The 12023-nt window shown below is 40.6% G+C and carries 11 protein-coding genes and 1 tRNA gene; 7 read left to right on the top strand and 5 right to left on the bottom strand.

Features of this window, described 5'->3' with window-relative positions; all coding sequences use genetic code 11:
- The first annotated feature begins 324 nt into the window (after positions 1–324).
- Both HOP38_RS21410 and HOP38_RS21405 read left to right on the top strand, forming a co-directional pair.
- Positions 325–1017 (top strand): response regulator transcription factor, encoded by a 693-nt coding sequence (locus HOP38_RS21410; protein WP_198558932.1) that lies wholly within the window; start codon positions 325–327, stop codon positions 1015–1017.
- 11 nt (positions 1018–1028) lie between these two features.
- Positions 1029–2363, top strand: coding sequence for a sensor histidine kinase (locus tag HOP38_RS21405; RefSeq protein ID WP_198558931.1), 1335 nt, complete (start codon positions 1029–1031; stop codon positions 2361–2363).
- A gap of 64 nt (positions 2364–2427) precedes the next feature.
- On the opposite strand, the gene nfsA is transcribed toward HOP38_RS21405, so the two are convergent.
- Positions 2428–3150 (bottom strand): oxygen-insensitive NADPH nitroreductase, encoded by a 723-nt coding sequence (nfsA, locus tag HOP38_RS21400; RefSeq protein ID WP_198558930.1) that lies wholly within the window; start codon positions 3148–3150, stop codon positions 2428–2430.
- 132 nt (positions 3151–3282) lie between these two features.
- A tRNA-Ser gene (locus tag HOP38_RS21395) sits at positions 3283–3373 on the bottom strand.
- Positions 3374–3705: 332 nt separating this feature from the next.
- Here HOP38_RS21395 and HOP38_RS21390 point away from each other — a divergent pair.
- Entirely contained in the window at positions 3706–4386 is a 681-nt protein-coding gene (locus tag HOP38_RS21390; RefSeq protein ID WP_006075750.1) for a MaoC family dehydratase, read from the top strand.
- Between the two features lie 55 nt (positions 4387–4441).
- On the opposite strand, the gene HOP38_RS21385 is transcribed toward HOP38_RS21390, so the two are convergent.
- Entirely contained in the window at positions 4442–6058 is a 1617-nt protein-coding gene (locus HOP38_RS21385) for a VRR-NUC domain-containing protein (protein ID WP_198558929.1), read from the bottom strand.
- Between the two features lie 381 nt (positions 6059–6439).
- On the opposite strand from HOP38_RS21385, the gene aroG reads away from it, so the two are divergent.
- On the top strand, positions 6440–7492 hold the full coding sequence (aroG, locus tag HOP38_RS21380; protein ID WP_124942093.1) for a 3-deoxy-7-phosphoheptulonate synthase AroG: 1053 nt from the start codon (positions 6440–6442) through the stop codon (positions 7490–7492).
- A 110-nt stretch (positions 7493–7602) separates the two neighbouring features.
- Positions 7603–8004 (top strand): hypothetical protein, encoded by a 402-nt coding sequence (locus HOP38_RS21375; RefSeq protein ID WP_242456567.1) that lies wholly within the window; start codon positions 7603–7605, stop codon positions 8002–8004.
- A 46-nt stretch (positions 8005–8050) separates the two neighbouring features.
- Here HOP38_RS21375 and HOP38_RS21370 read toward each other — a convergent pair whose 3' ends face one another.
- Entirely contained in the window at positions 8051–9145 is a 1095-nt protein-coding gene (locus HOP38_RS21370; protein ID WP_420883084.1) for a mechanosensitive ion channel family protein, read from the bottom strand.
- 259 nt (positions 9146–9404) lie between these two features.
- Positions 9405–10541, bottom strand: a complete 1137-nt coding sequence (msrB, locus tag HOP38_RS21365) for a peptide-methionine (R)-S-oxide reductase MsrB (protein WP_198558928.1) — start codon at positions 10539–10541, stop codon at positions 9405–9407.
- Positions 10542–10667: 126 nt separating this feature from the next.
- On the opposite strand from msrB, the gene HOP38_RS21360 reads away from it, so the two are divergent.
- On the top strand, positions 10668–11066 hold the full coding sequence (locus HOP38_RS21360; protein WP_198558927.1) for an OsmC family protein: 399 nt from the start codon (positions 10668–10670) through the stop codon (positions 11064–11066).
- 12 nt (positions 11067–11078) lie between these two features.
- Entirely contained in the window at positions 11079–11948 is an 870-nt protein-coding gene (locus tag HOP38_RS21355) for a YdcF family protein (RefSeq protein WP_198558926.1), read from the top strand.
- Positions 11949–12023 lie beyond the last annotated feature (75 nt).

The following is a 12023-nucleotide window of genomic DNA, read 5'->3' as shown; positions in this document are numbered from 1 at the left end:
CGATAGTAATAAATGCAGAGCAGAAATCTAGGTGTACAAATGGAGTTACAGTGCTCAATTAAGGTATTTGTAAGTATGAGTGCAATAATTATTTAGTCACATTTAGTCATTAAATGTAATTTCTCGGTTCCATGAGTAATGTGATACCACTAAAGTATTAATTTTAATGGTGTTGCGTACTGTATATTTGGGCGAAGTAAGCTAATGTAAGCAAGAATGTTGTAAAATCCGTGATACTAAACTTTTTTATGTTTTTTTATATTGGCATTGAGAAATGCTCAACTTTCAATATACTCCGGCGCGTTTACGTTTTAAGGAGGAGTTATGGATTGCAATATTTTGCTTATCGAAGATGACATGCATATTGGAAATTTGACCAAAATGTTCTTGGAGGCAGAAGGTTATACAGTCAACTGGATTGAAGACGGATCAATAGCTCTGAATAAAATCGATTCTCTTAAACCCGATCTAGTGATATTAGATTTAATGTTACCAGGAAAGTCAGGGGTGGATATTTGTCGAGAAGCGCGCGCATTTTATTCTGGAATGATTATGGTAGTTACGGCAGCAGAAGATGAAATGAGTGAGGTATCGTTATTCAAGTTAGGGGCTGACGACTATATAACAAAACCAGTGAGAGGCCATATTCTTGTTGCTCGTATTGAAGCGTTAATGCGCCGTTATAAATCTGTCCAACAAGCTGAAAAGTCTTTATATATATCAGATGCTTATGGAATTGTCGTTAATAGTGAGAACCAGACCGCATACTATGAACAGAAACCTTTAAATCTCACCAACTCTGAGTTTGAAATTCTTCAGTTACTTATTGAAAACAAGGGAAAAACAGTTTCTAGAGAGCATTGTTGTCGAGTTGTCAGAGGGATTGAGTACAGTTCCTACAACCGTTCGATCGATATGCGAATTTCAGGCTTAAGGAAAAAGCTGATTCAAGCTGAAATATATGACGCAATTATCAAAACAGTTCGAAACCAAGGATACAGACTGGTTAAGGCCTAACGATGAAAATAATGTCTCAGCCGAAAAACATGTTTACCTGTTTGTACATAGAAAGTCTAATAGGGTTAGTATTAACCTTCTTCGTCTTTATCAATGTTACGAATGTTTTATTAAGACACGAGGATATTGGCTCTTTTATCGACAATGGTAACTCTTACGTTCAAGATTATATCGATAGTCAACATGAGAGGCACGGATTTCATCATAAGCTCAACAGCATGTCCTCTTTGCAGTATTACGACTACAAATTAATGCTATCGGACAGTACTACTTCCATTACAGACGTCTGTTCAGATTGTGAACTATTCAAACGAAGAGACGGCATTGATGTTTATATCAAAAACAACCAGTTATTTGTAGCCGCTTTCCCAATACCACGTGCCAACAAGCAACTATTTTTTATAGAAACCGAAGACCCGTTTAGTGCTGACGCTAAATGGTATGAAGACAGCGATAACCAGTTCTTTTTTGCCTTATTCGTGACATTGAGCATCGCTTTAGCAGGATTAATTTACTTGCCGTTGCACAGAGTTAACAAGCGCATTAACAAACTATTAGCTGTGCAGACAAAATTTGGACAAGGTGACCTTAGTGTTCGCTCTGAGGTGTTCCATATTTCACCGATAAAAGAACTCGCTCATAGTTTTAACGATATGGCTGATGATATCGAACTAAGAGTAAAAGAGTCGCTGGTGTTTTCTCAGGCTATTCCTCATGAAATCCGAACGCCCCTAACTAGAATTCAAATGGCCAGTGATTTAATCAGAAGAGAGGATACAAAGGACAAACAAACACTCTTTAACGACATAGACAGTTATATTGAAGACATTTCCCATTTAACCAGTGATATTCTTAAGTTATCGAGGCTTACTAACGGTCGGTGCGGTGAACTACCAATCGCTCGCGAGGCATTTTCCGTTTCTGAACTAGTTGAAAAACGTATCGATGTTATCGCTGATACTAAGCAAATTCAGTTTATCAAAGATTCAAACATCCTAGATGATAGGTATTTGGCTTCTAAGTGCTTGTCCAAATTGGTCATTGATAACTTACTTAAAAATGCATTTCGTTACGGTGGCGGGGTAGTCAATGTCACCTTGAGAGAGTACCACTCATGTTGGACTTTGGACGTAGAAGATAATGGCCCTGGCATCCCTATTGAAAAGCGAGAGGAAGTATTTATAGCCTTCTCGCGCTTGGACTCTTCGCGAAATCATAACAATGGCGGATTCGGTCTAGGGTTAGCTATTGTCGCTCAGGCAAGCAGAAACTTAGGATGGAGTGTATCTGTAGATGAAAGCCACATTGGTGGCGCCCGTTTTACAGTAGTGATCCCGAAAGAGTGAATTGCTTTGTACGAAAGAACTCATGACTAGAAAGAGATTAAGTCATGAGTTCTTACTGTAGAAATTAGCGTTTGAACAAACCTTTACTGTTTAGGTAACCGAGCATATGAGGTCGAGATTCACCTTCTAGCTTACTAGTAACTTGTGAAGACCACGTACTGCTTTTTTGGTTTGTTGATCGATGTGCGTAATAGGAAAGCATCACATCATCGTATTGTGCAACCGCATTTTTATCTAGCTGATGGTATTCATTTTCATGCACAATGACGTCAAGAGGCAAGCGTGGTTTTACCTCTGGGATTTGGTCTGGATATCCTAAACACATCCCAAAAAGAACCGCAGAGTGCGGGGGCAAACCTAACAACTCATCAACTTCAGCCGCTTTATTTCTCAGGCCTCCGATATAGACGCCGCCTAACTCTAGTGACTCGGCCGCCACTAAACAGTTCTGTGCCATTATTCCGGCATCAATAGCACCGATTAAACCTAACTCTGTGTAGTCAACTTTCACGTTTGGGTTTAACTCTTGGTGTCGCTGATAGTCTATACAGAAAACGAGAAATTCAGCGGCTTGAGCCACATAGGGTTGATTGCCAGAAAGTTCCACTAGTTTGTTGCGCTTATCTTTCTCTGTGACCCTGATAATAGAGACGACTTGCAATAGGCTAGATGATGATGCGGCAATTCCAGCTTTAAGAATAGTGTCTAGAATATCCTTATCGATAGGTTGCTGCTTAAATTTTCGAATAGAACGGTGGTTGAGTATTGTTTCTAGAGTAGAGTTCACGTTCCTTTTGTCCCTATGGCTAATATAACTTACTGAACCTTAGTTTCTTTTCATAGGAGATTGCAAGTTTGAATTGCATAGGGGATTGTAGAATAAAGAAAAAAGCCTCGCGTTAAGCGAGGCTTTAGAATGTGGCGGAGAGATAGGGATTTGAACCCTAGATACGCTATTAACGTATGCCGGTTTTCAAGACCGGTGCTTTCAACCACTCAGCCATCTCTCCGTTTTGTGGCGCTAATAATAGAATCATAGGAGAGGGCTGTAAAGAAGAAAATTCCCTTTGGAGCACTGACTGCGTTAAATGTAGTCAAAGTGATGTCGATTTACTCATGATGCTCGTTATGTGTGTGATTCCAAGAAGATTGTTTTACTAAAAGAGGATATTCAGCGAGTTTTACTGCTAAATAAAATAATGTTTTTTATTGCTAAAGTATTGAAAAACAACAATAAAACAGCGTTCAGAATACGCGTGTTCGCTCGAAAAAGTTTGCGTGATGAAGGGACATGCTTCAAAATAGTAGGGTTAGTTCTTATGAACTGAGATTTGAGGTCAAGATGAAAGTTGTAAAATTGTTTAAACAAAGAGCTGATTCGGTTAAGCATCAGTCTGAGCTTATGCAATGGATGTCGCCCACTATTCGCGAATATTGGACTGAGTTTGTCGACAAGACAAACCATAGCAATTTTTTAGCATGGGTCAGAGACTATCACAAGCCTGCAGTAAATGAACCACATGTAGTACAGGTCGAACCAGAAATTGTGCTCAAGCCCGCAGCACAGGCACTATTTGACGAACTGCAAGACAAAATTGGCACTGTGATTCATGAAGGTAACTGGATTCACGTAGGTCAAGAACGAATCAATCAATTTGGATCAATTACTGAAGATAACCAGTGGATCCACACTGATCCAGAAAGAGCAGAACAAGAATCACCATTTAAGACCACTATCGCACATGGTTTCTTAACTCTGTCTTTGTTGCCAGCACTAACAGATAGTGTTGACCCAGATAAACCTCTATTTCCGACTGCGAAGATGATGGTAAATATCGGGTTGAACCAAGTAAGGTTCCCATATCCAGTTAAGGTAGGTAGTAACCTTCGTGCTAAGAGTACCTTGGTCAAAGTTACACCGATCAAGAAAGGTCTTGAGATAGAGCGTGAAATACGCGTAGAAATAGAAGGAATCCGTCGCCCAGCGTGCATTGCGACATCTGTGATTCACTTACACTTCTAAGTCGAATTTCAAAAAAACCAGCATCATTGCTGGTTTTTTTTTGCTTGCCACTAACTCAGTCATGATTGACGTAACACACTTCATAATTAATATTTAATCTCTCCATCTGTTTAAACCAACGTTTTTGATTGTTCTGAAGTTTGTCACCAGGTCCCTTTACCTCGCACCATAACCATTCGTTGCCTTTAAACGCGACTAGATCAGGCATACCATTGCGGTATGCTCTTAGGTCTGAGAGAAGAACAGCGAACAAATCTGCTAATTGCTCATAGTCAATGGATGTCATTGCCAACTCTAACCATTCGGTATCCACTAGGTCCCAAACAATGAATGGGTTCTGAATATCTCTTTTGGTTTCTAGAATGCTTAGGTACGGTTTAATGCCAGTTCGTTTAACTTCGGATAGTCTTTGCTCGATTGCGCCTTTTCGCCTTTCAGTAAATGACGGATGATATAAATCGAGCGGTTGGCGTTGGTATGGATTGATAAAAGCGCCTTCAACAGGGGCAAAAATAATGTCCCAAAATACCAAGCCAAACATAGTGTTGAGAAACTGATTCTCTAAATAGAAAACCTCCCATCCTAGATCAGATAACTTATTGCAAACAACTAACTCAACACGCTCATGAGATAAGTCAAGATTGAACCTACGTTCTGGAAAACTAGGTTTGACCGTCTTCTCAAGAGTTGTCTTTAATTTCCTGTCGAGTTTAGCTTTTAGTCGTTCTCCGACTTCTTGCTCATCAATGCTTAGAGGGTTTTTAATCATTGTTAGTGCAAGTTTAATGGCTGCCTCGAATCTTTCTTGATGAATAAGTATACGAACTTGTCGCTCCCTCGAGGGCGGAAGTCGGGAGGACTCGAACAAGCTCAAAGCGAGGTCGAGGTCGCCCTGTCGTTCGAGATCTCTTGCGATTAAATTAGTGAGTTTGTCTAATTGTCTAGTGGCGTACTTTCCGTTTGCAGATGGGAGCAAGTCAGCAAATTGCCTTATGAGCTTAGAACAAGGCTTTGTGAGTTCTGTGTACGCTATCCTTAGATCTGTAATTTCAAGAGTTGAGTCGATTTCCGCTCTATTATTGAACAACCTAGTTGCCTTAGACACTTCATAATTCTCGAACTTATGAATTCCTAAGTTCTCTAAAACGAATTGTGCAAACTCTTGGTGCCGATTTCCAAAGAATAGTAAACAAAGAAGGGGTAACACCTCATCGTCCAACAGTCTGACGACAGTGAACGGAAGTTTCGGAACATGATTAGGCTGTTGGTGATGCAACTGTTCTATCAGTTCGTTCTTTTTAGCGGTACGTTTTAGACCTGAATAAAAAGTGAGAATCTCAGGTTTTGATAACAACGTGGATGCGAGTTCAAATGAACTTGTCGGTGGGTCTGTACTTATAAAGCCATACTCTATGAGTTCTAATATAGGTGAATCGAGACAGCCGATCTCGGGATAGTTCAGTTTATCGTCTCTAAACCAAATCCCCTTGCGAGTCATTAACCGAATAACAAGGCATTGTGCGTTTTCACTAAGAGTGTGAAACGATTCAATCCTATGTCGTTCACTCTGTTTCAATAAATCAGAGTAGATAGACTCAACATGCAACAACAAACGTATGAAGTTATCTCGATAATACTTAGGTGGCAGAGTAGGTGGTGAAAAAACAGGCACTAGGAACGACGCTTCTTGTTTAGGTGAATTCCGTTTTATTAAATATTAGTTGAGTAATTTGAGCTATAAAAAATATCACATTACCAAAAACAGAGCGTTTGTTGAGTCTTAGATTAGTGATGTAGATCTATCAGCCAAATGGATGTTTTTCTGACAATACTAATTAACTGTATGATTATTATTCAAAAATAACTGTATCAATATGTTTACACTGTGTCTAATTTTAAAAACGAGCAATTAATTTGCCTTTTTATTTAAATAGTGATTGAACTTATTGTTCGAAGCAGATAAGTTACAAGGAAAGAGCACGACATAAGTCACAAAATGGAATGCGGTCGTGTATCAAAGATGTAGATTTAAAAGAATAGGAAGAAGTAAGCAATGTTTCAAACTGATGATGTACGAATTAATAAAGTAAAAGAACTATTACCACCAGTTGCTGTTTTAGAGAAGTTTCCAGCGACAGAAGTTGCTTCTTCAACAACGTTTAACGCACGTAAAGCAATCCACAATATCCTTCAAGGCGACGATGACCGTCTGCTAGTTATCGTCGGTCCATGTTCTATTCATGACACTGAAGCGGCGATTGAGTACGGCAAACGACTAAAAGTACTGCGTGACGAACTTGGTGACAGACTAGAAATCGTAATGCGCGTTTACTTTGAGAAGCCACGCACAACAGTAGGTTGGAAAGGCCTCATTAATGACCCTTACTTAAACGACACATTCAAGATTAACGATGGTTTGCGTATGGGTCGTAAGCTACTCCTAGACTTGACTGATATGGGCATGCCAACGGCGAGTGAATTCCTTGATATGATCAGCCCGCAATATGTTGCTGACCTTATTAGCTGGGGTGCGATTGGTGCGCGTACAACTGAGTCTCAAGTTCACCGCGAACTGTCTTCTGGTATTTCTTGCCCTGTAGGATTTAAAAACGGTACTGACGGTAACATCAAGATTGCGTCTGATGCGATTCGCTCTGCTAGCGCTTCTCACCACTTCTTGTCTGTAACCAAATACGGTCATTCGGCGATTATTGAAACCGCTGGTAACCCTGACTGTCACATTATTTTGCGCGGTGGTAAAGAGCCAAACTATAGTGCTGAGCATGTAAAAGCGATCAAAGATGAGCTGACAGCGAATGGCCTACCTGCAAAAGTTATGATTGACTTTAGTCATGCGAATAGCTCAAAGCAATTCCAACGTCAAAAAGTCGTTGCTAGCGATGTAGCTCAGCAGATGGCTAACGGTGAAGACGCTATCTTTGGTGTAATGATTGAGTCTCACCTAGTTGAAGGCCGCCAAGATTTAGTAGATGGAGTTGCGCCAACTTATGGTCAGTCGATTACTGATGCGTGTATCGGTTGGGAAGATACTGAAAATGTACTTCGTGAACTGGCAGACGCTGTTGAAGCACGTCGTAAAGCATAAGCATTTTTGATAGATGTTTAAGCCCTTGGCTAACCGAGGGCTTTTTTATTGAATTATACAGTATGGCATACTATTATGTGTGGCCTTATCATATTTTTAGGTTAAATATAATGAAGCTGTCTATCCATCATATCCTCATCGTCTGCTTTAGCGTTCTTCTTCCTACTACCGTAAGTGCAACCACATTGAGCAATGAACAACTCTGTACGGCAGGTCTAGCGCTTGCCATTGATAAACAACCACGTGGAATCAATACAAAAGGGCTAGCCGGAAAACAAATACTTCTGGCGTTAAAAGATGGTAACAACGACTGGGATTATCGTTGTCACGTGAATCGTTCTTCGAAAACAATAAAACTCGAGGCGAGAGAGTCTAGACTAAATGATGCTTACCTGAAGCAGGCTACCCGTTACGATGTTTCCAACAAGGCTAGATCCGTAGAGGTAAAGATGAAACGAAGAAATGGCGGATTCAAATCAGAAAAGTATCAAGCCAGACAACTCAAAAGCTAATGCGTTTTATGACGGAAAAGGGAGCATTAAATGCTCCCTTTTAAAGTCACTCGACAATGATGTCTTTCACAGTGGGGTGTTCATGAATCGAGACAGGATCAAGTTTCAAAGTTTGCGTAGGGTAGGCAATATCAGCGTCATTTTTCTTAATAATGTCCATTACTTGTAATAAGACATCTTGCTTTACTTCATGATAGCGAGCCCAGTTTACTGTTTTGGTAAAGGTATAGATAAAAAAGTTAAGCGAAGAAGGACCAAATTTATCGAAATTCACCATCAGTGTCTGTTTGGTGTCGATATCTTTATGATTTTCTAGCATGGTTTTCACTTCATCAACAATCTGACTGACTTTGTCTCCATCGTCATAACGAAGACCAATCGTTTCATAGATTCTGCGATTAAGCATACGTGAGGGATTCTCAACGACAATGTTGCTGAAAACAGAGTTTGGAACATAGAGTGGTCTTTTATCAAAGGTACGAATAATGGTCATTCTCCAACCAATACGTTCCACTGTTCCTTCTATTGCGCGGTCTGGAGAGCGTATCCAGTCACCGACCTTAAATGGGCGGTCAAAATAAATCATCATGCCGCCAAAGAAATTAGACAGTAGGTCTTTAGCCGCAAGACCAACAATTAAGCCACCGACGCCACCAAAGGTAAGTAAGCCTGATAGACTGAGGCCTAGCGCCTGCATTACCGTCAATATGCCTATGGAGATAAAAAACAAGCGCGCTACTTTTGCTATGGCCTGAACGGTCGTCTCATCGCGTTTTTTCTGAGCCAAGACATGCTCTTCAACGTTTTGAATAAGTCGAAGAAAAATCCAGATAAAGGTTGATATAACAAGCAGTAAGTCGACCTTATTTAACCAACTCGTATCTGATTCTGTATGAGAGGTCAGAACTAATCCAATAGATACGGTTGCAGGCCAGAGCCAAATGAGGACACTAATAGGAGACTTAACCGCTTTGATGAGTAGATCATCCCATACAAGACTGGTTCTTTGTGTCAGTGCTTCAAGTCGCCCATAGAATATTCGCCAAACAACCCAAAGAAGGAAACTACTGCCAGTGATAAGTAGTAGATTACTTAATAGATCGTAACCAAAAGATTGAATATAGTTTTGTAGCGTATCCATAGAACTGTTCATCGCCGTTAGAAACCTTTCTATTAACTCAATGTATTTGTTCAGATCAAACAATGAGTAAATGAATCGTAATTACCGGATATTACTCAGATTAATAAGGATAGTACATGCAGAAAGTGATTTTTGTTTTATGGCAACAAACCATTTTTTCAATACAAAAAGAAACGCGATACCGAGAGTAGACTGGTATCGCGTGCGTTCAACCTTTGAAAAATGAGCAACACTTGCAGCATAGGTTTATGCTGCCCATTTATTGGTCAAACAAAGCTAAGTATTGTTCATAACCTTGCTGTGCAAGCTTTGATTTTGGAATAAAACGCATTGCCGCTGAGTTCATGCAGTAACGCAGTCCTGTAGGTGCGGGGCCATCTTTAAACACATGCCCAAGATGAGAATCTGCAAATCTGCTTCTTACTTCAGTTCTTGGAAAAATCATCTTGTAGTCAGTGTTTGTGACAATGTAACCCTCGTCTATGGGCTTAGTGAAGCTAGGCCAGCCGGTTCCCGACTTGTACTTGTCAGTGGAAGAAAATAGAGGCTCTCCGCTAACAACATCTACGTAGATACCATCCTCTTTGTTATCCCAATATTCATTGTTGAATGGCTTTTCTGTACCATCTTCTTGAGTAACATAGAACTGTAAGTCAGTAAGGGTCTGTTTGATTTCATTGTTATCTGGCCTGGTATAACGCTTTACCGAAGTCTTATTCATTTGGTTATCTATCATTTGGCGAAGGGTCATTGGGTTATCTTTTCTGTCTTCACCGAAAATCTCATCTAAGTATTGGTCGCGACCAGAATTGTATCGATAGTATTTGTATTTCAAGCTACTTTTTTTATAAAAATCCTGATGGTATTCCTCCGCAGGCCAGAAAGTATCAAAAGCAATCAACTCGGTAGCGAGAGGTTTTTGAAACACACCGAGTGTGTCTATCTCGGACATAAATCGCTCCGCAATCTGCTTTTGCTCGGTGTTATGGTAGAAAATAGCAGGGCGATATTGCGGCCCTCGGTCTACGAATGAGCCTTTATCATCAGTTGGATCAATATGACGGAAGAAGTGGTCAAGAACTTGCTCGTACGAGACTTCGTCAGCATCATAGCTTACTTGAACAACTTCAATATGACCTGATTTGCCACTCGCGACTTGTCGGTATGTCGGGTGTTGCTGTTGACCACCCGCATAACCAGATACAACTTCTGTCACGCCAGGTAATTGTTCTAAATCTGATTCAGTACACCAGAAACAGCCACCCGCTAAAGTCGCGACCTCTTGATTCGCTCCTTTTGTTTTGGTTGAGTCAGCCATCCCCTTGCTCGGTACCATAAGCCAAAAAACTGGAACGGCCGCTACTAACGCAACAAGTAGTTTGGTGAAGTTCGTCATTTAAGCTCCAAATTAAGTAGTGTTTGTTATTTCTAGTAGACAGAGTGGCATGGGGAAAAATTTCAAATTGCCGTTTTATCGGTTACTATCTCAGTCCTTACAATCAGTCGGACTGCAGAGGTTTATATGCAAGCGGAAGTGAAATGGATCGAAGGATTCAAGTTTTTAGGACAATCTCAATCTGGTCATTCCATCGTGATGGATGGCAGTGGGGGGGATACCGCACCAAGTCCGATGGAAATGGTTTTAATGGCAGCAGGTGGTTGTAGCTCAGTTGATGTGGTAGACGGATTAAAGTCAGAAAACCAAGCCGTAACATCGGTAAATGCGAAGCTAACGACAGAACGACGTGAAACAGCACCAAGAATCTTTACCGCGATTAACATTCATTTCGAAGTCAGTGGTGACAATCTTGACGAAGCCTTAGTGGCTAAGGTAACCAAAGATTCATTAGAGAAATATTGCTCGGTATGTCTCATGCTTGGTGCTGATGTTGAAATGACTCACTCTTGGGAAATTATTTAAAGGACGACATCGGTGAAAGAAAAGGAATTCGATCAACTTATCGTTGTTCTAGGAAAGCGCCTCAACAACAATGCACTCACTCTGGAAGGAATGTCTAGAGTTGAAGAAATCTTGCGTCATGTTGGCAGCAGTGACTGTAGCTCATCGATTATTGCCTTTTGTGGTGGCGTGACGAATGGACAGTCAGTTTCTGAGGCTCGATTAATGTTTGAAGCGTTTGAAGCTGGTCTTTCATCGATGGATAATTCCAACATTGGCGCTGTTTTGCTCGAAGAGGAATCAACAAGTACGGTGGAAAACATCATTCACTTGTCAGAAGTACTCTTAGAGAGTGAATTGCTACAAAATGGTGCGAAAATTGAAGTGAAGTTTGTTTCGAATGACTACCACTTGGAAAGGATGTTTACCATCCAGTCCTTACTCGATGAGCAAGGTTTGCTACGCTACCTAAAATCCGAATGCCAGCGTGCAGGGTTGAATTTAACTATCTCATCTGACATAAAGTCACATTTCCCAGTACCTTATCCTCATCACTGTATAAATGGACAGTTGTTTCTCTTACTCGATGAACTGACAACTTACCGTGTGTATTTGGAGGGGGTTAGGGATAAGGTGTTTAGACGTCCTTTATCTGAAGTAATCGTAATACCGTTATCCATTGCCCATCGTGCATTAGCGCAGTTAGAAGATCTCGTTTCGCCTACATCTCATGCTGTGTTGTATGACCAACTGCCGGCCTTGAAGGCAGCAGTTGAAAGAACATCATCAACAGAGAACACCAGTGACATAGAGAACGATCTTTCTTTATTCGACACTGTATTAAACTACCTAAATCGATGTTTGGATCCTGAGCGGGACGAGAGTATTAAGTGGTGGCGATAACAGACTTCTGGTGAAAATTATCATTAAATTAGTCGATTAGTTCGACCTGTCTCCATGATGTCCTACACTCAAAGT

The organism is Vibrio mediterranei (genome assembly GCF_013364395.1).
GTDB lineage: Bacteria > Pseudomonadota > Gammaproteobacteria > Enterobacterales > Vibrionaceae > Vibrio > Vibrio mediterranei.
Note: the sequence above shows the minus strand (reverse complement) of the source record. Positions and strands in the feature narration are given on the sequence as shown.

What these genes read in the sequence shown, in the direction of transcription:
- HOP38_RS21370 (WP_420883084.1), bottom strand. Translation starts at nt 9,145, where the DNA reads ATGGATACGCTACAAAACTATATTCAATCTTTTGGTTACGATCTATTA.
- HOP38_RS21405 (WP_198558931.1), top strand. Translation starts at nt 1,029, where the DNA reads ATGTCTCAGCCGAAAAACATGTTTACCTGTTTGTACATAGAAAGTCTA.
- msrB (WP_198558928.1), bottom strand. Translation starts at nt 10,541, where the DNA reads ATGACGAACTTCACCAAACTACTTGTTGCGTTAGTAGCGGCCGTTCCA.
- HOP38_RS21390 (WP_006075750.1), top strand. Translation starts at nt 3,706, where the DNA reads ATGAAAGTTGTAAAATTGTTTAAACAAAGAGCTGATTCGGTTAAGCAT.
- HOP38_RS21360 (WP_198558927.1), top strand. Translation starts at nt 10,668, where the DNA reads ATGCAAGCGGAAGTGAAATGGATCGAAGGATTCAAGTTTTTAGGACAA.
- HOP38_RS21410 (WP_198558932.1), top strand. Translation starts at nt 325, where the DNA reads ATGGATTGCAATATTTTGCTTATCGAAGATGACATGCATATTGGAAAT.
- HOP38_RS21375 (WP_242456567.1), top strand. Translation starts at nt 7,603, where the DNA reads ATGAAGCTGTCTATCCATCATATCCTCATCGTCTGCTTTAGCGTTCTT.
- aroG (WP_124942093.1), top strand. Translation starts at nt 6,440, where the DNA reads ATGTTTCAAACTGATGATGTACGAATTAATAAAGTAAAAGAACTATTA.